A 20116-nucleotide genomic window follows, 5' to 3' on the forward strand; every position below is an offset into this window, starting at 1 on the left:
GTACGTCAAGCCGCCTACCGCGCGTCGACCCGTGACTCGGCGAACTCCTCGAGGTATCCGTCGGTGGCGCCGTGATCGCTGTAGTCGTGCACGCCGGCGGCGGTACGGAGCTGCTGGCGACCGCGGTTCACCGACCGCATGGTGGCGCCCAGCACCTCTTCGAACTGGGAGAGCTTGGTGTCGACGTAGACGTCGCACTCCCCGCGCAGGCGGTCCGACTCGGCGTGCGCCGCGTCGATGATCCGGTCCGACTCGGCCTTGGCGGCGGCCACGACCTCGGTCTCGGCGACGAGGCGCTCCTGTTCCGTGATGCCCTCGGCGACGGACCGCTGGTACGCGGAGTTGCCGTCGGCGACGAGGCGCTCGGCTTCGGCGCGGGCGCGCCCCGTCACGGCCTCGTACTCGCGCTGCGCGCCCCGGCGGATCCGCTCGTCCTCGGCGCGGGCCTCGGCGACCATCCCGGTGGCGTGCTGGTGAGCCTCGGCGACCATGCGGTCGGCCTGGGCCTTCGCGTCCGCGAGGAGGCGGTCGGCCTCGGCGCGCGAGCGACTCAGGGTGGCGTCGGCCTCGGAGTTGGCCTGGGTCACCGTGGTGTCGTAGTGGGTGCGAGCCTCGCTGATCAGGCGATCCTTCTGATCGAGCACGTCCTGCGCGTCGTCGAGATCGGCCGGGAAGGCGTCGCGGATGTCGTCGAGGAGCTCGAGCACATCACCGCGGGGCACGAGGCACCCGGCGGTCATGGGGACGCTGCGCGCCTCCTCCAGGATGGCGCCCAGCTCGTCCAGTGCTTCGAATACGCGGTACATACACCCATTGTGACGGGTGGGACCGATGTTTCGCCGTAACGGCGGCGCCGCGTGTCGAGTCCTGGAGAAATCAGCCGATTCCTGCCCTACGAAGCCCGATCCGGCCTCGTACGGCGAGATTCGGCCGATCTCACGACAGCTTGGCCGCCAGCGCGGTCTGCACGTTCGCCGGGATCAGGGCGGAGACGTCGCCGCCCAGCTTCGCGACCTCCTTGACCAGCGAGCTGGAGACGTAGGAGAACTCCGGCGCGGTGGTGAGGAAGGCCGTCTCGACGCCGGTGAGATGCATGTTCATGCCGGCCATCGGCAGCTCGTAGTCGAAGTCCGTCGAGTTGCGCAGCCCCTTGAGGATGCACGCCACACCGTTGTCGCGGGCGTAGTCGACCAGCAGGCCCGTCCACCGGTCGACGGTGACGCCGGGCAGGTCGGCGACGTTCTCCTCGATCAGCGCGATCCGCTCGTCGATGGAGAACATGCCCTGCTTGTTGGGGTTGACGACCACGGTGATCACCAGCTCGTCGAAGATCCGCGCAGCGCGGCGGAAGATGTCCAGGTGGCCGTTGGTCATCGGGTCGAACGATCCGGGGCAGCACGCCTTGCTCATGCCCGGTCATCCTGCCAGACGGCAAGCTCCACCCGCGTCTCCCCGTAGTCGCGCGTCAGATCGAGGTCGAAGCCCTCGGGCCACGTCGCCGCGGGGGTCCGCGCGGAGCGCTCCACGACGACGTGGGCGCCCGGCGCGAGCCATCCCGCAGTCAGCGCGGCGAGGTCGCCGTCGACGGTCTCGGCCGGCACGTCGTACGGCGGGTCCAGGAAGACGAGGTCGTGGGGCTGGGCCGGGAGGTCGAGGAACGCCCGCACGGCCCGACGGTGCGCCGTCGCCCCCGGCAGTCCGACGGTGCGCGCGTTCTGGTTGATCACCCCGACCGCCTTGGCGTCGGCGTCCACCAGCACCGCTCGCGCCGCGCCCCGGGAGAGGGCCTCGAAGCCGAGCGCGCCCGACCCCGCGTAGAGGTCGAGCACCGCCAGATCGTCGAAGTCGAGCCGTGACTGCAGCGCGCTGAACAGCGCCTCGCGAACACGATCCGACGTGGGCCGAGTGCCGCGGGGNGGCACCGCGAGCCTGCGCCCGCGTGCCGCCCCGGCGATGATCCTGGTCACCGCACCACTGTAGTCACCGGCCGGACTCAGCTCGCCTTCGCGAGCTTCGCCTCCTCGATCTGCGCGAGGCGCGTGGCGTCGGTGTCCGGGCCGGGCACCTCGGTACCGCGGATCGAACAGCCCTTCGTCTCCTGCAGGAAGGGCAGCGCGATGAGGCCGACCACGCAGGCGCCCATCATGTAGAAGGCCGGGAACTGGAGCCAGCCGGTGTTCTCCACCACCGCGTCGTTGACCAGCGGCGCCGTGCCGCCGAAGGCCGCGGTCGCCACGTTGTAGGAGATCGCGAAGCCCGCGTACCGCACCTGGGTGGGGAACATCGCCGGGAACGTCGCGGTGATGGTGGACAGCTGCGGGATGTACAGCAGGCCGAGAACCACGAATCCGAGGATGGCCCAGCCGAATCCCTGACCCATCAGCCAGAACATGGGCCACGCCATGACCAGCAGACCGATCAGCGAGAGCCACCACATGGGCTTGCGCCCCGTCCGATCGGAGAGTGCGCCGAAGAACGGGATGCACAGCGCCATCAGCACCTGGCCGATCAGCATCAGGATCGACGAGTCGGACTCGGTCATCCCGATGGTGCCGTGCAGGTAGGTCGGCATGTACGCGATCAGCGTGTAGTTCGCGATGTTGAGAGCGATGACCAGGCCGAACATGATCAGGATGGGGCGCTTGTAGTCCCGCACCAGCGAGACGAAGCGCTGCCAGGCGGAGCCCTGGTGCTCCTGCTCCTCGGCCATCTCCTCGAACACCGGGGTGTCATCGAGCTGGTGCCGCAGGTACCAGCCCACGAAACCCAGCGGGATGGCGACGAAGAACGGAATGCGCCAACCCCAGTCGTACATCTCGTCGCGCGTGAGCAGTTGCTGAAGGAGCAGGACGAACGCCGTGCCGCCCGCGAAGCCGCACATGGTGCCGAACTCCAGGAAGCTGCCATACCGGCCGCGCTTGCTGTCCGGCGAGTACTCCGCCATGAAGGTTGCGGCACCGCCGTACTCGCCGCCGGTCGAGAAGCCCTGCACGACGCGGAGCGTGATCAACAGGATCGGCGCGAGGACGCCGACCTGGGCGTGCGTGGGCAGCACACCGATCAGAGCGGTGGCCGACGCCATCAAGAGGATGGTGGTGGCCAGCACGACCTTCCGGCCCAGGCGGTCGCCCAGCGGCCCCCAGACGAACCCGCCGAGCGGGCGCAGCGCGAAGGACACCGCGAAACCGAGCAGCGTGCCCAGGGTGCCGAGCGTCCCCGGGAAGAACGCCTGCGTCAGGTAGGCGGTGGTCGCGGCGTAGACGCCGTAGTCGAACCATTCGGTGAAGTTGCCCATCGCGGATGCCGCGATGGCCTTGTGCAGCTTGCTCTTGCGCTGCTGTTCAGTCTCCTGCAGTCCCGCCACGGAGAGCGGGGCCGGTACGGAGGGCATTTTTGAGTTATCAGGCATGCAGATCAGCCCCTGGCGTTGGTCACCGTGCGGACCGGGCTTGCCTGTGGCTAGACACTGCTGGGCCCACCGGACGTGTGATTACCGCGCATTCGACGTTAACAGAATCAACGACCGCTTCTCGACCAGACGGTTCACCTGGTGGACACCGCTTCACATCCTCCCTGGTAACCCCGTGTTCGCCGCCCGGGAACCGGACTGCGGCATCGTTTCCGCAATGCCCCTCAGTGATTCGCAGTTCTCGCGTCGTTCGCTCCTCAAGGCCGGCACCGCCGGCGCCCTCCTGATTCCGGCCGGTTCGCTGCTCTCCGCGTGCGGCAGCTCGTCGGACGGCGCGGCGGCGTCCTCGTCGCCCGGCGTGGTCCGCGGCCGGCCGTCCCTCACGCACGGCATCGCGACCGGCGACCCTCGCCCCGACGGTGCGCTGGTCTGGGCCCGATCGGACGCGCCGGCACGGATGATCGTCGAGACGGCCTCGTCGGAGTCCTTCGGCAACCCGCGCCGGTTCGAGGGGCCGCAGCTGACCCCGTCGTCCGACGGTGCCGGCCGGTTCCGCATCACAGGCCTGGAGCCCGGCCAGACGGTGCACTACCGCGTCACCCTCGAGGGCGAGAACGGCGCGACGTCTGAGCCCGTGGCCGGCACGTTCCGGACGGCACCGTCGGCGAACGGGAACGTGAGCTTCGCCTGGTCCGGCGACGTGGTGGGCCAGGGCTGGGGCATCAACCGCGACGGCGGCATGGCGATCATGGGGGCCATCGCCGATGCGCGGCCCGACTTCTTCCTGCACTCGGGCGACGCGATCTACGCCGACAACCCCGTGCCGGAGACGCAGAAGCAGAACGACGGCAACACGTACCGCAACGTCACGGCCGAGGCCAAGAACCAGGTCGCGCAGACGCTCGACCAGTTCCGCGGCAACTACGCCTACAACCTGACCGACGAGCACTACCGGCGGTTCGCGGCGACCGTGCCGCAGCTGATCCAGTGGGACGACCACGAGGTGGTCAACAACTGGTTCCCCGGCGAGAGCCTCGCGGGGCAGAACCGCAAGGGCTACACCGAGACCGACGTGAACAAGCTGGCGGACTTCGCGTATCAGGCGTGGCGCGAGTGGCAGCCGGTGCAGCCCACGGAGGCCGCCGACGGGCGCCTGTACCGCAAGATCTCGTACGGCCCGTTGCTCGACGTCTTCGTGCTCGACATGCGCAGCTACAAGGACCCGAACCCCGACGCGTGGGCCACCTCGAACGACGCCGGCATCCTCGGCGACAAGCAGACCCAGTGGCTCATCGACGGCCTGACCTCGTCGAAGGCGGTGTGGAAGGTGGTCGCGAACGACCTGCCGCTGAGCATCGTGGTCCCCGACGCCGCCACCAATCCCAAGGACGGCGGCCCGAAGTCGATGGAGGCCGTCGCGCAGGGCGATAACGGCGCGCCGCTGGGCCGGGAGATCGCCTTCTCCCGCATCCTCTCCCGCACCAAGGACGTGAAGAACGTGGTGTATCTGACCGCCGACGTGCACTACACCGCCGCGATCTCGTACCACCCGGACAAGGCGGCGTTCCAGGACTTCTCGCCGTTCTGGGAGTTCGTCTCCGGCCCGCTCAACGCCGGCGCCTTCCCCGAGAGCCCGCTCGACGGGACCTTCGGGGCGCAGTACGAGTTCGTGCACGCCCCCGACAAGGCGAACGTCTCCCCCGCCGAGGGCTTCCAGCACTTCGGGCACGTCAGCATCGACGGCGGCACCCGCGCCCTGACGGTGCACCTGCGCGACGCCAAGGGCGCCTCGCTCTACACCAAGGAGCTGGCGCCCGCGTAGCGCTGCGCGGCCGCATCGGATCCCGCCCCCGGGTAACGGAAGCGCTGGGCGGGGTGATCGGCCGCGAGCCGGTCACCCTGCCCGAACAGCTTGTGCCGCAGAGTGCCGGGGACGTAGGTGTCCGGGTACACGCCCCGTCGGCGCAGCTCCGGGACGATGAACTCGACGATGTCCTCGAAGGTCCCCGGCGTGATCGCGTAGGCGAGGTTGAAGCCGTCGACGTCGGTCTCCTCGACCCACTCCTGCAGCTCGTCGGCGACGCGTTCGGCGGAACCGACGAGCACGGGGCCCATGCCGCCGATGCGGCCCCACTTGCCGATGTCCTCGACGGTCCAGTCCTTGCCCGACGGGTCGGCCTGCTGGAAGTTGGAGACGGCCGAGATGATGGCGTTGGACTGCACGTCGCCCACCGGGTCGCTCGGGTCGTAGGCGCCGAGGTCCACGCCCATCCATCCGGACATGAAGACGAGCGAACCCTCGATGCTGGCGTAGCGGTGGTACTCCTCCAGCTTCGCCTGCGCCTTCGCCTCCGTCTCGTCGGTGACGATGGTGAGCAGCGTGTAGACCTTGGCCGAGTACGGATCGCGGCCGTTCGCGACGAGGCCCTCGCGGATGGTCCGCACGACCTTCTTCAGGATCGCCTTGGTGGGCGCCGCCACGAAGATCGCCTCGGCGTTCCCCGTCGCGAACGCCAGCCCGCGCGGCGACGCCCCGGCCTGGTAGATGACGGGCGAGCGCTGCGGCGAGGGCTCACCCACGTGAATGCCGGGCACGTCGAAGTACTTGCCGCGGTGATTGATCGGGTGCACCTTCGACGGGTCGGTGAACACGCCGGTCTCCCGGTCGCGGATCACCGCGTCGTCCTCCCACGATCCCTCCCACAGCTTGTAGAGCACCTCCAGATACTCGTCGGCGTGGTCGTAGCGCTCGTCGTGCTGCAGTTGGTCGAGCTGCCCCATGTTCTTCGCCGCCGACGGCAGGTACCCCGTCACCACGTTCCAGCCGATCCGGCCGTTCGTGAGGTGGTCGAGCGTCGTGAGGCGGCGCGCGAAGGGGAACGGGTGCTCGAAACCGGTGCCGGCGGTGATGCCGATGCCGAGGTGCTCCGTCGCGCCGGCGATGGCGGAGGCCAGCAGGATCGGATCGGAGACGGGGACCTGCGCGGCGTGCTTGATCGCGGCGTCGCCGTTGCCGTTGTAGGCGTCGTAGATGCCCAGCACGTCGGCGATGAAGATGCCGTCGAAGGTACCGCGCTCCAACAGCTTCGCCAGGTCCGTCCAGTAGCTCAGTTCCTTGTAGCGGTGCGACTGGTCCTTCGGATGCCGCCACAGGCCCGGGGACTGGTGGGCGACGCAGTTCATGTCGAAGGCGTTGAAACGGATCTGACGGCTCATGAGGGCCGACGCTAGGCGGCGCGCCCCCACCCGCCCAGGCTTGCACTCAGCGTGACGCGAGCGTCCCCTCGCCGGCCCGAGGGGCGGTACGGCGGACCGTCAGGCGAGGTTGAGCTGCCAGGACACGCCGAACCGGTCCCCTATCCAGGCGAAGGCCTGCGAGAACCCGTACTCGCCCAGCGGCATGTAGGTCTTCCCGCCCGCACCGAGGGCCGCCGTCAGGCGCTCGAGTTCCTCGCGGTCGTCGCAGTCCACGAACAGTGACGTCGACGGGGTGAAGTCGAAGGCGTGCTCGACCGAGCTGTCGCTGACCAACACGTGCTGCCCCTTGATCACCAGCTCGGCGAGCTGAATGCCGTGCTTCGGATCCGCGTGCGGCACGGAGCTGAGCACGGCCCCGTCGAACGTCGTGACGTACAGGTCGATCGCCTCCGCGGCGACGGCGCCCTGGAACATGAGGAACGGACGAATCATGGTCATGCGCCGAGCCTACGTCCGGCGCGGGCCGTAGGGTGCGGGCATGACGTCGGTGGTCGTGGTGGGCAGCGTGAACCTGGACGCGGTCACGGTGTGCGAACGGTTCCCACAGCCGGGCGAGACCGTGACGGGCGTGTCCGTGGCCTTCGGGCAGGGCGGCAAGGGGGCGAATCAGGCCCGCTCCGCATCCCGGTCCGGCGCCGCGACGGTGTTCGTCGGCGCGGTCGGCGACGACGGCGCGGCGGGCACGGTCCTGGACTCGCTCGCAGGGGCGGGGGTGGACGTCTCGCTGGTCACGCGCACCGCCGGCAGCACCGGTTTCGCGAACGTGACCGTCGACGGCTCCGGCGAGAACCACATCGTCGTGGTGCCCGGCGCGAACGCCGAGGTCCGCGTGAGCGACACGGCCCGGAGCGCGATCGCCGACGCGGACGTCCTGCTGTTGCAGCTCGAGATCCCGCTGGCCGCTGTCGTCGACGCGGCCCGCGCGGCACGCGCGGCCGGCACCGTCGTGCTCCTCAATCCCAGCCCCGTGCAGTCCCTCCCCGACGAGCTCGTCGACCTCCTCGACGGCGTGATCGTCAACCGCGACGAGGAGAAGGACCTCGCGGACGTCGTGCGCCGCGTGCCGCACGTCGTCACGACCCTCGGGGGCGACGGTGCCCGCGCGACCGGCCCCGACGGCACCGTCGACACCCCGGGCTTCCCGGTGGACGTGGTCGACACCACCGGCGCCGGCGACGCCTTCGCCGGGGCGCTCGCGGCGCACTGGGGCCTCCCGCCTGCCGAACGGCTGCGCCGCGCGAACGCGGCGGGCGCTCTCACCGCCACGGCCGCCGGCGCCGCGGCCGCCCCGACCGCCGACGAGGTGGACGCCTTCCTCGCCGCCCAGGAGACCGCTCGATGACGATCACGACCCACGACGTGCCCGGCGCGGGCCACTACGCCCTGACCACCGGGCCGGACGGCGGCCTGTGGTTCACGCTCGTCGGGAGCGGCGAGATCGGCCGGTACGACGTGGCCACCGGGGAGACGGTGCGCTATTCCGTCGGTCCGGACACCGGCCCCACGATCATCACGACGGGGCCCGACGGCGCCCTGTGGTTCACCGAGTACCGCGCCCACCGCCTCGGCCGGATCACCGTCGACGGCGAGGTCTCGCACGTCGACCTCCCGCCCGGCAGCGGGCCCTTCGGTCTCGCGACGGGGCCCGACGGCGCGCTGTGGTTCACCGCGACCGCCACGCACCGGATCGGGCGGGCGACCGTCACGGGTGAGGTGACCGAGTTCGACCTGCCGATTCCGGGCGCGTTCCCCTCCGCGATCGCCGCCGGCCCCGACGGGGCGCTGTGGTTCCCCCTCAACCAGGCCGACGCGATCGGCCGGATCGACACCGACGGGAACGTCACCGTGGTCGGCCTGGACTCCCCCGGCTCCGCGCCCGTGGGCATCGCCGCCGGGCCGGACGCGGCGCTGTGGTTCGTCGAGATCGGGGCGGGACGGATCGGCCGGATCACGCCCGACGGTGCCGTGGCGCACTACCCGCTGCCCGACGCCGCCGCCCGCCCGCACGGGGTCTGCGCCGGTCCCGACGGCCGCATGTGGTTCACGGAATGGGCCGGCAACGCCGTCGGCTCGGTCGACGCGGAAGGACGAATCCGCAGGTACGAGCTGCCGGTGCCCGCCGCGGAGCCGCACGGCATCACCCTCGGCCCCGACGGTGCGCTGTGGGCCGCGCTGGAGGCCGGTTCGCTCGCGCGACTGGCCCCGCCGCAGCCCTGATGTGACCTATCTCACATTGACCCGACTCGCTGGGGATACCCCCGCGTTCCAGTGACCGATTTCCGAGCGCGGGTGACTTCCGCAATGCCTGTTGTTAGCGTCGAAAGCGATGAGCCCGTCTCACAAGAGCGATCCCACCGCCCCCGCAAAAACGGGGGTCACCACCCGACGCCCGTCGATCGACGACGGAATCCGACTGTGGGAGATCGCCCGGGATACCGAGGTTCTCGATCTCAACTCGACGTACGCGTACACCCTGCTGTGCCGTGACTTCGCCGACTCGTCGATCGTCGCCGAGCGCGACGGCGCCGTCGCCGGTTTCGTCACGGGGTACCGCCGCCCCGACCGCCCGGACACCCTGTTCGTGTGGCAGGTGGCGGTGGACGCTGCCCATCGCGGCCACGGCATCGCCTCGCGTATGCTCATCGATCTGTTGGATCATCTTGCGGTGGAGGGCGTTGCACGCCTGGAGACCACGATCACCGCATCCAACACGGCGTCCCAGGAGCTCTTCGGCTCCGTGGCGAAGAAGCGCCGTTCCACCCTGACGGTGCGCGATCTGTTCGCCTCGCACCACATCTCCCCCACTGAATCCGACCCCCACGAGCCCGAGCAGCTGTACATCATCGACCCGGCCTGACCGGCCGGGCCGCTGCCGGCCCACTAGGAGGATCACGATGTCCACCCTGACCGACGAGAACACCAGCACTGCCGATTTCGAGCAGCCCTCGATCTTCAGCACCCGCGAGTCGCAGGTGCGCAGCTACTCGCGCGGTTGGCCTGCCGTCTTCGATCGCGCCGAGGGATCATGGCTCATCGATCGCGACGGCCGCCGCTACCTGGACTTCTTCGCGGGCGCCGGTGCCCTCAACTACGGGCACAACCACCCGAAGCTGAAGCAGGCCCTGGTCGAGTACATCTCCGAGGGCCACATCACGCACTCGCTCGACATGTCGACCGTGGCGAAGGGCGAGTTCCTGCAGACCTTCGAGGACAAGATCCTCAAGCCGCGCGGGCTCGACTACAAGGTCCAGTTCCCCGGCCCGACGGGCACCAACACGGTGGAGGCGGCCCTGAAGCTGGCCCGCAAGGTCAAGGGCCGCGAGTCGATCATCAACTTCACCAACGCCTTCCACGGCATGACGCTGGGCGCGCTGTCGGTGACCGGTAACTCGATGAAGCGCGGCGGCGCCGGTATCCCACTGGTGCACGCCACGCCGATGCCCTTCGACAACTACTTCGACGGGGTGGCACCGGACTTCCAGTGGTTCGAGGCCGTGCTCGCCGACTCCGGCTCGGGCCTGAACAAGCCGGCCGGCGTCATCGTCGAGACCGTGCAGGGCGAGGGCGGCGTCAACGTCGCACGCCCCGAGTGGCTCCGCGCGCTGGCCGAGCTGTGCGAGCGGCACGACATGCTGCTCATCGTCGATGACGTCCAGATGGGTTGCGGCCGTACGGGTCCGTTCTTCTCCTTCGAGGAGGCCGGGATCACCCCGGACATCGTGACCCTGTCGAAGTCGATCGGCGGTTACGGCCTGCCGATGGCACTCACGCTGATGAAGCCCGAGCTCGACGTGTGGGGCCCCGGCGAGCACAACGGCACCTTCCGCGGCAACAACCCCGCGTTCGTGACCGCCAAGCACGCGATCGACGAGTTCTGGTCGGACGACGTCCTCGAGAAGGAGACGCTCCGCAAGGGCGCGCACATCGAGAAGCGCTTCGCCGAGCTGTGCGCCGAGTTCCCGGACCAGCTGAGCCACCGCGGCCGCGGCATGGTGCAGGGCCTGGTCTTCACCGACGCCGACAAGGCGGGCGAGGTGTGCGCCGCCGCCTACGAGCAGGGCCTGCTCGCGGAGACCTCCGGCCCGTCGGACGAGGTGGTCAAGCTGCTGCCGCCGCTGACCATCACCGATTCCGACCTCGACCTCGGACTCGACATCCTCGCCACCGCGACCCGAAAGGCACTGTCCGCATGATCGTCCGTACCACCGATGAGATCACCGGCACGGAGCGCGACGTCGCTGCCGGCCACTGGCGCAGCAAGCGCATCGTGCTCGGCGGCGACAAGGTCGGCTTCTCGTTCCACGAGACCGTGATCGAGCCCGGAACCGTCAACGAGTTCCACTACGCCAACCACGTGGAGGCCGTGTGGCTCGTGGAGGGCGAGGGCACCCTGCTCGACCGGGAGACCGGCGTCGAGTACCCGCTCGCCCCCGGCACCATGTACCTGCTGGACGGCAACGAGCGCCACACCGTGACCACGAAGACCCGCATGCGCATGCTGTGCGTCTTCAACCCGCCCGTCGTCGGCACCGAGGTGCACGACGAGAACGGCGTCTACCCCCTGGTCGCGGTCGACTGATCCTCCCCCTCCGATGCCCGACGGTGCCCCGCACCGTCGGGCATCGGTCGTCCGGAGGGTATGCGCGCTGTGCGCCGGGACCGAACCGGTGCGCGCACGGCTCCGATGCACCAGACTGGAGCCATGACGTCGCTCGCCGATCTGGCCACCGCCCTGAAGTCCCTGCACCGCAAGGGCGATCCCGTCGTCCTGCCCACCACCTGGGACGCGTGGTCGGCGAACACCGCCGTCGCCGCCGGCTTCGCCGCGCTCACGGTGGGCTCGCACCCGATGGCCGATTCGATCGGCAGGCCCGACGGCGAGGGCATGTCCTTCGACGAGGCGATGACCCGCGTCGCCCAGATCACCGCCGCCGTCGCGGTGCCCGTGTCCGTCGACATCGAGTCGGGCTACGGGCAGGCCCCGGAGCGGATCATCGAGGGGCTCCTGGGCGCCGGCGCGGTGGGGCTCAACATCGAGGACACCGTGCACTCCGAGGGCGGGCGGTTCCGCGACGCGCAGGAGCACGCCGATCTGGTCGCCGCGCTGCGCGCCGCCGCCGACGCTGCGGGCGTGCACGTGGTGATCAACGCCCGCACCGACATCTTCAAGAACCAGGTGGGTGAGGCGGAGGATCGCGTCGAGCGCGCCATCGCGCGGATGCGGCTGTGCGCGGACGCGGGCGCCGACTCGCTCTACCCCGTCGCGTTCCACGACGCGGCCACGCTCCGTCACCTCGCGGACGCTCTGCCGCTCCCCGTCAACGCGATCGCGAATCCTGCGACCGACGATCTGGCCGCGCTCGCGGCCGCCGGCGCGGGGCGGATCAGCTTCGGGCCGATCTGGCAGATGGCGCTCACCGAGCGGTCGAACGAACTGCTCGCCCGCTGGCGCTGACCGTCAGGCCTCGCGCGACGCCCTGGACGCGACCAGCGCCAGGGCGTCGTCGACGCACCGAGTGACGAACGCGTCGTCCGGCGGCGCGCCGCCCACGAGGACGCGGAAGTAGATCGGCGCGGCCACGGCCTCGAGCACGTCGCGCGGCACGATCCCGCCGGGGATCTCACCGCGGGAGACAGCCCGCTCGATCAGGGGCGCGTTGCTCGCGAACCGCGCGTCCCAGAACCGGACCCGCGCGGCGTCGACCTCGGCGTCGTGCGACATCGCGAGTGTGGTCCCCACGAGCCGCGCCAGTCCGGGTTGCTCAAGGAGCGCGATGATCTGGCGCGCGACCTGGAGCAGGTCCCCGCGCAGGTCTCCGGTGTCCGGGGCGGGATTGCCCTGCGCCGCCAGTTCCGTGACGGCGTCGGCGACGAGAGCGGTCGGCGTGGGCCACCGGCGGTAGACCGTGGTCTCCGCGACACCGGCCCGGGTCGCGACCTCCGCGATGCGCAGGCCCTCGAAGCCGTGGTCGGCCACCTGCGCGAGCGCCGCCGCCAGCACCGCTTCCCGGACGCGCGCCGACCTCCCGCCCGTGCGCCGACGGGGCGCCTCGTCCTGGTCCATACCCCAGTTCTACGCGACCGCGGCCGTCATGCCGAGGCGAGGTAGGCGTCCACCCAATTGCCGAACTCGACGGCGAGGTGCCACTGGTGCTCCGTGACGTACAGGCCCGGGACCGCCGCAGGGAAGGCGACCCGGAGCCGGCTGCGGAACCCGCCGCCCGGGAGCGTGCGGAACTGGTGGCGCACGCCGCCGATCATCTCCCCCGTCGCCAAGGAGGCCGTACCGGCGACCTCGAGCGGGTACGTCGGGTCCCGCGGGATCGGGACCGCCCCGACGTCCGCGTAGTCGACGAAGAACCGCAGGGGCAGCACCGCTCCGCCGGTCACCTCGATCACCTCCTGCCGACCGTCGCGGCCGGTGACGATCACGTAGTGGTCGGGGCACGCGCCGGTCCACGTCGGTCGATCGTCGGTCGTTCGCTCCCGCGTGAACCACTCGGCCATCCCCTCGGCGGTGCCTCGCGGCGCCGTGATCTCGGTGTCCGCGATCGCCCATCGCCCACCCGACGCCGCCTTCGCGACGAGCGTCGCGGCACCCGCGATCGCCGTCTCCGGGGCGAGCATCTCGCGGATGCGGTCGGCCCCGAGTCGATCGCGCGTGCGAGCGAGATCGGCGCGCGCGGCGGGGAGATCCGACGGCGCGACAGAGCCGCGGTCGACGAGCGCGCGCAGTTCCCCTGCGGCCACGCCGGGGTGGTCGCGCAGCAGGCGTACCGCGGCGATCGGCACGCGACGGCGCTCCCACGCCCGGACGCTCGCCTGCGACACCGGTACGCCGGCCAGTCGCGTCCGGATCCCCGGCTGCCCGGCGGGTTCCGCGATCACCCGGCCCGCGCCCGTCGTCGCGACGACTGCCGCGAACCCCGCTCCCGCGGCTCCCGCGAGGAACCGCCGCCTACTCGGGTGGACACCCGGCATCGTGACCTCCATCTCTTAACGCTTCCATTCATAGCGTTAAAAGTTAGAATGGGGTGACAGCGATCACGTGTCAAGACCCGAGGAGCAGGCGGCCACGCATGACGGACCACGACGGCATCAGGACCTTCATCGACGACCGACGGGTCGCACCCGATCACGTGAGAGCATGGGAGGAGCGGCGCGTGCGCGCCGTGTTCCGCAGGCTCGCATCGGGACTCGGACCGCGAGGCACGGCCGAGCTGCTTCCGGAGCACCCGATCGCGGACNCGCTGCGCGCCCNGATNGCCGCGCAGCGCGAGGCCCTCACGGCGATGAAGACGCGACTCGGGCACGCCGGCATGTACTCCCTCCTCCGGCGCGAGCTCGCGCTCTCGGAGCTCACCACCCGCGCCAGCGTCGCGGCCAGCCGCGGCCGCACTGCGACCTCGGTGACCAGGCTGGAGGCGCCCGGCGTCTCCGCCGAGCGATTCGCCGCGTGGTTCGACGACCTGACCGCATCGAATCGCGAGGCCGCGATGCTGGCCGCCTGCCCGGATCACTACCTGCTCCGGGGCCTGCCCGACGGTCGACAGGAGGTCGTGGAGACCACCGGCGGCACGCCCACCGCGTCCCGCTTCCTCGTCGACTACACCCGCACCGACCGCCTGAGCACCGCGGCCGATCCGGCATACCCGATCCAGATCGCCGGCCTCGCGCTACTGGACGACGGGACCCGCATCGGCGGCGTCCGACATCAGCTGCGCGACCGCGACGGCGCGCTCGAGGCGCTGCTCACCGTTGAGTTCCCGGCCCTCGTCCCGGCGCGCTTCCTACGCCAGCACCAGTGGCACCTCGCCGTGGAGTTCGGCAACTGGATCTCCGCGGCCGCCCGCGAACTCGGTTGATCGGTCGGTCGAAACCTGTCGGAGGCCCGGTCTAGTGTCCGGCGGTATGACCAATCCAGTCGATTTCACGGTGCGCGGCCGGCACGAGGTCGCCGTTCCGGCGGAACGCGCGACGATCCACCTCACCGTCCGGCACGTCGGGCCCAGGAAGAAGCGCATCTTCGAGGCCACCGCCGCCGGCACGGAACAGCTGACCACCGAACTGCGATACCTGCACCATCCGGACAGCGGACCGGTCACCGACTGGACCGCGTCGGATCTCGAGGTCGGCGCGCACCAGCGCTGGACCAATGAGGGAGATCGGCTCGACGACGAGCACTACGCGAGCATGCGGATCACCGCCGAGTTCTCCGACTTCGATGCGCTCAATCGGTTCACCGGGGCGATCGCGCAAGTCGACGGTGGCGCGATCGACCGCACCCGCTGGAGCATCACGGAGGCGAGCCTGGCCGCTGCCGAGGCGGACGCGCGGGCGGGCGCCGCTCGGGACGCTCGGGACCGCGCTCAGGTGTACGCCGATGCCCTCGGACTCGGCCCCGTTCGGGCCGTGTCCATCGCCGAACCCGGCCTGTTGCGCTCGTCATCCCCGCGATCACCTCTGGGCGGCGCACCCGGCGCCCCGGACGGCGACGCCGGCGAGATCCTCCCGGCACCACTCGGCGCGGAACCCGCGCCCCGCCGGTACATCGAGCAGACGCCCGAGGACATCTCCGTCGCCGCCTCGGTCGAGGCGCGATTCGTCGCGGACCCGAGCACCTGACCCATCGGGTCGGCGAACCTGCCTCGTGCCCGGCTACCGCGCACCGTCGACCACGAAGGCGCTCCCGCGCTCCCGGTCGAGGTAGGTCTCGGACTTGTTGCGCAGGAAGAAGATGTAGACGAACAGCGAGATCCCGATGGTGATCGTGACGTAGGCGATGAACCACGGCACGTGCCCGGACTTCTTGGCGGCCTCATAGATCAGCGGCGCGGTGCCGCCGAAGATCGAGTTGGCCAGGGCGTAACCGATCCCCACTCCGAGGGCCCGGATGTGCGAGGGGAACAGTTCCGCTTTCACCAGCGCGTTGATCGACGTGTAGCCGGTGATGATCACGTAGCCGAAGCACACCATCGCGAGCGAGGCGATCGCGACGTGCAGCGTCGGCAGGTAGGTGATGAGGAAGTAGGTGTAGCAGACGCCGCCCACGCCGAAGAAGACGAGCATCGGCTTGCGCCCGATTCGGTCGCTGATCATGCCGCCGATCGGCTGGATGAGCATGAGGAAGATCAGGCCGATCAGGTTGACCCACGTCGCGGTCAGCGCGTGGTCCGAGTACGCCGTCTTGACGATCGCCGGGGCGTTGACGCTGTAGACGTAGAAGGCCAGCGTGCCGCCCATCGTGATGAGGAAGCACAGCACCAGTTGCCGCCAGTAGCCGGTGAGCAGCTCGCGCATGGTGCCCGAGCTGGTGTCCTCGCCGTCGCGGATCGCGGCGAGCTGCTCCTCCGAGAGGGATTCGTCCATCGTGCGGCGCAGCCAGAAGACGACGATCGCCGCGATGCCGCCGACGAAGAAGGCGATGCGCCAGCCGAAGTCGGACACCTGGGCCTTGGAGAAGATCCCCAGCAGCACGAGCAGCATGAACTGCGCCAGCACGTGGCCTCCGACGAGGGTGACGTACTGGAACGAGGAGAAGAAGCCGCGCCGCTCCCGCGTGGCGGCCTCGGACATGTACGTCGCGCTGGTCCCGTACTCACCGCCTGTCGCGAAGCCCTGCACCAGGCGGCACAGGACGAGGATCACCGCGGCCGCCATGCCGATCGTCTCGCGGCCGGGCACGATCGCGATGATGAACGAGCACGCGGCCATGAGGGAGACGCTCATGGTGAGCGCCGCCCGGCGCCCCTTCCGGTCGGCGTACCGGCCGAAGAACCACGAGCCGACCGGTCGCATGACGAACGTGACCGCGAAGATCGCGTACACGTAGACGGTGGAGTTCTTGTCGGCCTTGTCGAAGAACTGGCTCTCGAAGTACGTCGCGAAGACCGTGTAGACGTAGACGTCGTACCACTCGACCAGGTTCCCCGAGCTGCCGCGCAGGGTGTTCCAGATCGCTCGCCGGGTCTCCGCCCGCGACGAGACGGGCGTCGTCGCACTCGATTCCGTCATGATGCCTTCCGTCCTAGACCTCGTCGGCGGAGCGGCCCGTGCTCCGGTGGCCGAGGGCGGCCACCGTGATCATCAGGGCGATCATCGCCGCCGCCACCACCGCGAACACCCACACGCTGCCACGCTCGTCGAGAATGGGAAGCAGAACGAACGGAAGAAACGCGGTCACCAGCTTCGACAGGGAGTACGCGGCGCCGGCGGCGGTCCCCCGGATGGCCGTGGGGTAGGAATCCGCCAGATAGACGTGGTAGGCGTTGGAGAACAGGTTCGACGCGAGCGTGTAGAGGAAGCCTGCCACGACGATCTGCACCGGCGCCGCGGCAAAGCCGAACCACAGACCGAAGGCGGCCATCAGGCCGGCCGAACCGATCACGAGGTACCGTCGCTCGATCCGCTCGACGATCGGCACAGCGAGCGCCGCGCCCAGCGGGTAGCCGATGTAGGACAGTGCCACGAACAGCAGCGAGGTCTGGATCGAATAGCCCTTGGCCAGGAGGACGAGCGGCGCGATGGTGCCGAACCCGTAGTAGCCGAAGACCTCCAGCGCGGAGACGATCCACAGCATGACGGTGCGCCGGCGGTAGGGCGGCCGGAACAGCGCCCGGACCGTGATCGACCGGGACGTCACCGGGCGGAGCGCCCCATCGGGTTCGGCGAGCACCTTCCCCTCCTGCACCGCCCGCGCCTCCAGACGCCGCACGATCGCGTCGGCCTCGTCGTACCGGCCTTGCGCCTCCAGCCAGCGCGGCGACTCCGGCAGGCCCCGTCGGACCAGCCACACGAGGAGCGAACCGAGGGCGCCGAAGACGAACAGCAGCCGCCACCCCTGCACCTCGGCCCCGCCGAGATCGAACACCTGCGGGGTGAGCCAGCGCGCGGCGAAGCCGACGACCGGAACGCCGAGGAAGGAGACCACGTACGCCAGTGAGATGTACTTGCCGCGCACGTTCTTCGGCAGGATGTCCGAGAGGTACGAGTCGGCCAGGGCGAACTCGCCGCCGATGCCGATCCCGGCGATGAACCGGGTGACCACCAGGAAGGCGGCGTTCGGGCTGAACGCGCCGACGAGCGACATCGCCGAGTACAGCGCGAGGTTGATCATGAAGGCGGTGCGCCGGCCGTACCGGTCCGCGAGGCGGCCCATGAACAGCGCGCCGATGAACTGGCCGATGAACGCGGACGCGAGCAGCAGCTTGAGCTCGTCGGGGCCGAGCGCGAAGTCCTTCTTCAGCACCGTCGCGATGGTCGCCGCGAGGAAGTTCTCGTACTGGTCGAAGAACAGCCCCAGCCCGATCACGCCCACCGCGGCGAAGTGCAGCCGCGTCATGGGCAACCGGTCCAGCCGCGCCGCGATAGACGGTGCCTGCGAGGTCTCGGTGGTCATCGTCGAAATATACTTCGATAAACGAATACACCGCTGTCCGGGCGGTGGCCGCCGGGCGAACGGCCGGTGCGATCCCGCGCGCGGACGCGCGACGTGGAGTTGAATCACGGGAGTGATCGTCGATTGCGCCCACTACCTGGGTGGCGCCCGGCAGGCCGAGGAGACCCTCGCGCCCCTGGACGCGGCCCGCCTGTGCACCGAGAACGGCTTCGTCTGGCTCGGGTTGTTCGAGCCGACCCCCGCGGAGATGGAGTCCGTCCGCGAGGCCTTCGACCTGCACGAACTCGCCGTCGAGGACGCGCAGGACTACCACCTGCGCCCCAAGGTCGAGGACTTCGAGGCCTCGGTGAAGCTCGTCATCCTGCGGACGGCGCGCTACGACGACGCCCGCGAGGAGGTCGACTTCGGCGAGATCAGCGTCTTCGTCGCGAAGAACTTCGTCATCACCGTGCGGCAGGGCGTGGCGAGCGAGCTGCACGAGGCACGTGCGCGGCTCGAGCAGAAGCCCGAACTGCTCGCGCTGGGCACCGACGCCGTGCTGTGGGCGATCCTCGACCAGGTCGTCGACGGCTACGAGCCCGTGGTCGCCGGCCTCGAGCACGACATCGAACAGATCGAGGCGACCGTCTTCTCCGGCGCCGTCGCGCCCACCGAGCGGATCTACCTCCTGCGCCGCGAGGTGACGAACTTCTACCGCGCCGCGCACCCCCTGCTCGCGGTGGTCAACGCCGTCGGCAAGAGCCTCGGCGAGGAGCGCCTCTCCCCCTACCTGCGCGACGTCTACGACCGCCTCCAGTTGGTCAACGAGGAGGTCTCCGCCCAGCGCGACCTGCTCGGGACCATCCTGCAGGCGAACATCGCCGTCGTCTCGGTGCAGCAGGCGCACTCCGCGGCGCGGCAGAGCTCGACGATCGAGCGGCTCACGATACTGTCCACCATCTTCCTGCCGCTCACCTTCATGACCGGCTTCTTCGGCCAGAACTTCGGCTGGCTCGTCGACCACATCGGCGGCCCGTGGCAGTTCCTGATCCTGGGCGTGTGCGGCCTCTTCGTGCCGCTCATCGCCCTCAGCGTGTGGCTCCGGCGCAAGGACGCGATGCCCGAGAATCCGCTGGGCTCCACCGACTGATTCTGCGCATCGACGTAGCCTGGAACCGTGCGCACTGCGATGCCCGCCTGGGAGCCGGCGGCGGCGACCACGCCGGACCCGGATTACGCCGATCGGCTCGATCGGGCCCGCGCGCTGCTGCGCGGCCGCCGCATCGTCGCGCTCACCGGCGCAGGCGTCTCCACCGCATCCGGCATCCCCGACTACCGCAGCCCCGGGGCGCCCCGTCGGACCCCGATGACGCTCCAGCAGTTCCTCGGCTCCGCCGAGTTCCGGCGCCGGTACTGGGCCCGCAACCACCTCGGCTGGCGGCACATGGACGCCGCGCTGCCCAACGCCGCGCACCGCGCGCTGGCCGGCCTGCCCGGCGTGACCGGGGTGATCACGCAGAACGTCGACCTGTTGCACCTCAAAGCCGGCTCGCGCGGCGTGATCGACCTGCACGGCAACTACGCGCAGGTGCGGTGCCTGACCTGTGAGAACCGCATCAGCCGCCACCGCCTGCACGCGCAGCTCGAGCCACTCAACGCCGGCTTCGTCGCCCGCGTCGCCGGCCGCGGCGCGCTCGAGGTGGCCCCGGACGCCGACGTCGTGGTCGAGGACACGACCGACTTCACCATGGTCGACTGCGGCGCGTGCGGCGGCATCCTCAAGCCCGACATCGTCTACTTCGGGGAGTCCGTGCCCAAGCCGCGCGTCGAGCGCGCGTTCGCCATGGTCGACGGTGCCGAGGCGCTCCTGGTGCTCGGCAGCTCGCTCACCGTGATGTCGGGCCTGCGCTTCGTGCGGCACGCGCACCGGCGGGGCACGCCCGTCGTCATCGTCAACCGCGGGCGCACGCGGGGCGACGAGCTGGCCGACGTCACCGTCGACGTGGATGTGGCGACGGCACTGCACCACCTCGCCGCCCCCTGATCCCTGACACCGCACCGCACCGCACCGC

20 protein-coding genes and 1 pseudogene are annotated in these 20116 nt (G+C 70.2%); 10 read left to right on the plus strand and 11 right to left on the minus strand.

All coding sequences use genetic code 11. The annotated features are described in order from the left end of the window. Positions 1 to 14: 14 nt before the first annotated feature. From ACNAYW_RS04970 to ACNAYW_RS04990, 5 genes and pseudogenes are all read right to left on the minus strand, one after another. The gene (locus ACNAYW_RS04970) at positions 15 to 806 is read right to left on the minus strand and encodes a DivIVA domain-containing protein (protein ID WP_415848648.1); all 792 of its coding nucleotides are present in this window, start codon (positions 804 to 806) and stop codon (positions 15 to 17) included. Between the two features lie 130 nt (positions 807 to 936). Then, positions 937 to 1410: a pantetheine-phosphate adenylyltransferase gene (coaD, locus tag ACNAYW_RS04975; protein WP_415848649.1), complete on the minus strand. Its 474-nt coding sequence runs from the start codon at positions 1408 to 1410 to the stop codon at positions 937 to 939. Continuing rightward, positions 1407 to 1916: 16S rRNA (guanine(966)-N(2))-methyltransferase RsmD (rsmD, locus tag ACNAYW_RS04980; protein WP_415848650.1), on the minus strand; the 510-nt coding region annotated here is incomplete at its 5' end. The genes coaD and rsmD, both read right to left, overlap by 4 nt. A gap of 1 nt (position 1917) precedes the next feature. Then, positions 1918 to 1967 (minus strand): annotated as a pseudogene (locus tag ACNAYW_RS04985) (hypothetical protein); the annotation flags it as partial. Positions 1968 to 1993: 26 nt separating this feature from the next. Continuing rightward, positions 1994 to 3391 carry an MFS transporter gene (locus ACNAYW_RS04990; RefSeq protein WP_415848651.1) on the minus strand — a complete coding sequence of 466 codons (1398 nt, stop codon included), beginning with the start codon at positions 3389 to 3391 and terminating at the stop codon, positions 1994 to 1996. A gap of 235 nt (positions 3392 to 3626) precedes the next feature. Here ACNAYW_RS04990 and ACNAYW_RS04995 point away from each other — a divergent pair, with 235 nt between their 5' ends. Beyond that, on the plus strand, positions 3627 to 5231 hold the full coding sequence (locus ACNAYW_RS04995; RefSeq protein WP_415848652.1) for an alkaline phosphatase D family protein: 1605 nt from the start codon (positions 3627 to 3629) through the stop codon (positions 5229 to 5231). On the opposite strand, the gene ACNAYW_RS05000 is transcribed toward ACNAYW_RS04995, so the two are convergent. Both ACNAYW_RS05000 and ACNAYW_RS05005 read right to left on the minus strand, forming a co-directional pair. Next, complete coding sequence (locus tag ACNAYW_RS05000; RefSeq protein ID WP_415848653.1) at positions 5204 to 6625, minus strand: LLM class flavin-dependent oxidoreductase; 1422 nt, start codon at positions 6623 to 6625, stop codon at positions 5204 to 5206. The genes ACNAYW_RS04995 and ACNAYW_RS05000 overlap by 28 nt on opposite strands. A gap of 99 nt (positions 6626 to 6724) precedes the next feature. Beyond that, positions 6725 to 7105, minus strand: coding sequence for a VOC family protein (locus tag ACNAYW_RS05005; RefSeq protein WP_415848654.1), 381 nt, complete (start codon positions 7103 to 7105; stop codon positions 6725 to 6727). Positions 7106 to 7145: 40 nt separating this feature from the next. Between ACNAYW_RS05005 and ACNAYW_RS05010 the strand changes: the two genes are divergently transcribed. The 6 genes from ACNAYW_RS05010 to ACNAYW_RS05035 all read left to right on the plus strand — a co-directional run bounded on the left by ACNAYW_RS05010 (position 7146) and on the right by ACNAYW_RS05035 (position 12122). After that, positions 7146 to 8009, plus strand: a complete 864-nt coding sequence (locus tag ACNAYW_RS05010) for a ribokinase (protein WP_415848655.1) — start codon at positions 7146 to 7148, stop codon at positions 8007 to 8009. Next, on the plus strand, positions 8006 to 8884 hold the full coding sequence (locus ACNAYW_RS05015; RefSeq protein ID WP_415848656.1) for a Vgb family protein: 879 nt from the start codon (positions 8006 to 8008) through the stop codon (positions 8882 to 8884). Before ACNAYW_RS05010 ends, ACNAYW_RS05015 begins: the two co-directional genes overlap by 4 nt. Positions 8885 to 8993: 109 nt before the next feature. Then, positions 8994 to 9524 carry a diaminobutyrate acetyltransferase gene (ectA, locus tag ACNAYW_RS05020; RefSeq protein ID WP_415848657.1) on the plus strand — a complete coding sequence of 177 codons (531 nt, stop codon included), beginning with the start codon at positions 8994 to 8996 and terminating at the stop codon, positions 9522 to 9524. A gap of 37 nt (positions 9525 to 9561) precedes the next feature. After that, positions 9562 to 10860, plus strand: coding sequence for a diaminobutyrate--2-oxoglutarate transaminase (gene ectB / locus ACNAYW_RS05025; RefSeq protein WP_415848658.1), 1299 nt, complete (start codon positions 9562 to 9564; stop codon positions 10858 to 10860). Further along, a complete protein-coding gene (locus tag ACNAYW_RS05030; RefSeq protein WP_415848659.1) occupies positions 10857 to 11246 on the plus strand; it encodes an ectoine synthase in 390 nt (129 codons plus the stop codon). Before ectB ends, ACNAYW_RS05030 begins: the two co-directional genes overlap by 4 nt. A gap of 123 nt (positions 11247 to 11369) precedes the next feature. After that, positions 11370 to 12122 (plus strand): isocitrate lyase/PEP mutase family protein, encoded by a 753-nt coding sequence (locus ACNAYW_RS05035; RefSeq protein ID WP_415848660.1) that lies wholly within the window; start codon positions 11370 to 11372, stop codon positions 12120 to 12122. Between the two features lie 3 nt (positions 12123 to 12125). Here ACNAYW_RS05035 and ACNAYW_RS05040 read toward each other — a convergent pair whose 3' ends face one another. Both ACNAYW_RS05040 and ACNAYW_RS05045 read right to left on the minus strand, forming a co-directional pair. After that, positions 12126 to 12731 (minus strand): TetR/AcrR family transcriptional regulator, encoded by a 606-nt coding sequence (locus tag ACNAYW_RS05040; protein ID WP_415848661.1) that lies wholly within the window; start codon positions 12729 to 12731, stop codon positions 12126 to 12128. Positions 12732 to 12757: 26 nt separating this feature from the next. Next, positions 12758 to 13660, minus strand: a complete 903-nt coding sequence (locus tag ACNAYW_RS05045; RefSeq protein ID WP_415848662.1) for a hypothetical protein — start codon at positions 13658 to 13660, stop codon at positions 12758 to 12760. 918 nt (positions 13661 to 14578) lie between these two features. Here ACNAYW_RS05045 and ACNAYW_RS05050 point away from each other — a divergent pair. Then, positions 14579 to 15292: an SIMPL domain-containing protein gene (locus ACNAYW_RS05050; protein ID WP_415848663.1), complete on the plus strand. Its 714-nt coding sequence runs from the start codon at positions 14579 to 14581 to the stop codon at positions 15290 to 15292. Between the two features lie 33 nt (positions 15293 to 15325). On the opposite strand, the gene ACNAYW_RS05055 is transcribed toward ACNAYW_RS05050, so the two are convergent. Both ACNAYW_RS05055 and ACNAYW_RS05060 read right to left on the minus strand, forming a co-directional pair. Then, positions 15326 to 16681 carry an MFS transporter gene (locus tag ACNAYW_RS05055; protein ID WP_415848664.1) on the minus strand — a complete coding sequence of 452 codons (1356 nt, stop codon included), beginning with the start codon at positions 16679 to 16681 and terminating at the stop codon, positions 15326 to 15328. Positions 16682 to 16694: 13 nt separating this feature from the next. After that, positions 16695 to 18065 (minus strand): MFS transporter, encoded by a 1371-nt coding sequence (locus ACNAYW_RS05060; protein WP_415848665.1) that lies wholly within the window; start codon positions 18063 to 18065, stop codon positions 16695 to 16697. 112 nt (positions 18066 to 18177) lie between these two features. On the opposite strand from ACNAYW_RS05060, the gene ACNAYW_RS05065 reads away from it, so the two are divergent. Continuing rightward, on the plus strand, positions 18178 to 19194 hold the full coding sequence (locus tag ACNAYW_RS05065; protein ID WP_415848666.1) for a magnesium and cobalt transport protein CorA: 1017 nt from the start codon (positions 18178 to 18180) through the stop codon (positions 19192 to 19194). A gap of 39 nt (positions 19195 to 19233) precedes the next feature. After that, positions 19234 to 20088 (plus strand): Sir2 family NAD-dependent protein deacetylase, encoded by an 855-nt coding sequence (locus ACNAYW_RS05070; RefSeq protein ID WP_415848730.1) that lies wholly within the window; start codon positions 19234 to 19236, stop codon positions 20086 to 20088. The last annotated feature ends 28 nt before the right edge of the window (positions 20089 to 20116 follow it).

The sequence above is a fragment of the Tsukamurella ocularis genome, assembly GCF_965138335.1.
GTDB classification, from domain to species: domain Bacteria; phylum Actinomycetota; class Actinomycetes; order Mycobacteriales; family Mycobacteriaceae; genus Tsukamurella; species Tsukamurella ocularis_A.

Excerpts from the sequence above, each read along its gene's own strand:
- ACNAYW_RS04970 (WP_415848648.1), bottom strand. The coding sequence starts at position 806 with ATGTACCGCGTATTCGAAGCACTGGACGAGCTGGGCGCCATCCTGGAG.
- coaD (WP_415848649.1), bottom strand. The coding sequence starts at position 1,410 with ATGAGCAAGGCGTGCTGCCCCGGATCGTTCGACCCGATGACCAACGGC.
- ACNAYW_RS04990 (WP_415848651.1), bottom strand. The coding sequence starts at position 3,391 with ATGCCCTCCGTACCGGCCCCGCTCTCCGTGGCGGGACTGCAGGAGACT.
- ACNAYW_RS04995 (WP_415848652.1), top strand. The coding sequence starts at position 3,627 with ATGCCCCTCAGTGATTCGCAGTTCTCGCGTCGTTCGCTCCTCAAGGCC.
- ACNAYW_RS05000 (WP_415848653.1), bottom strand. The coding sequence starts at position 6,625 with ATGAGCCGTCAGATCCGTTTCAACGCCTTCGACATGAACTGCGTCGCC.
- ACNAYW_RS05005 (WP_415848654.1), bottom strand. The coding sequence starts at position 7,105 with ATGACCATGATTCGTCCGTTCCTCATGTTCCAGGGCGCCGTCGCCGCG.
- ACNAYW_RS05010 (WP_415848655.1), top strand. The coding sequence starts at position 7,146 with ATGACGTCGGTGGTCGTGGTGGGCAGCGTGAACCTGGACGCGGTCACG.
- ACNAYW_RS05015 (WP_415848656.1), top strand. The coding sequence starts at position 8,006 with ATGACGATCACGACCCACGACGTGCCCGGCGCGGGCCACTACGCCCTG.
- ectA (WP_415848657.1), top strand. The coding sequence starts at position 8,994 with ATGAGCCCGTCTCACAAGAGCGATCCCACCGCCCCCGCAAAAACGGGG.
- ectB (WP_415848658.1), top strand. The coding sequence starts at position 9,562 with ATGTCCACCCTGACCGACGAGAACACCAGCACTGCCGATTTCGAGCAG.
- ACNAYW_RS05030 (WP_415848659.1), top strand. The coding sequence starts at position 10,857 with ATGATCGTCCGTACCACCGATGAGATCACCGGCACGGAGCGCGACGTC.
- ACNAYW_RS05035 (WP_415848660.1), top strand. The coding sequence starts at position 11,370 with ATGACGTCGCTCGCCGATCTGGCCACCGCCCTGAAGTCCCTGCACCGC.
- ACNAYW_RS05040 (WP_415848661.1), bottom strand. The coding sequence starts at position 12,731 with ATGGACCAGGACGAGGCGCCCCGTCGGCGCACGGGCGGGAGGTCGGCG.
- ACNAYW_RS05045 (WP_415848662.1), bottom strand. The coding sequence starts at position 13,660 with ATGGAGGTCACGATGCCGGGTGTCCACCCGAGTAGGCGGCGGTTCCTC.
- ACNAYW_RS05050 (WP_415848663.1), top strand. The coding sequence starts at position 14,579 with ATGACCAATCCAGTCGATTTCACGGTGCGCGGCCGGCACGAGGTCGCC.
- ACNAYW_RS05055 (WP_415848664.1), bottom strand. The coding sequence starts at position 16,681 with ATGACGGAATCGAGTGCGACGACGCCCGTCTCGTCGCGGGCGGAGACC.
- ACNAYW_RS05060 (WP_415848665.1), bottom strand. The coding sequence starts at position 18,065 with ATGACCACCGAGACCTCGCAGGCACCGTCTATCGCGGCGCGGCTGGAC.
- ACNAYW_RS05070 (WP_415848730.1), top strand. The coding sequence starts at position 19,234 with ATGCCCGCCTGGGAGCCGGCGGCGGCGACCACGCCGGACCCGGATTAC.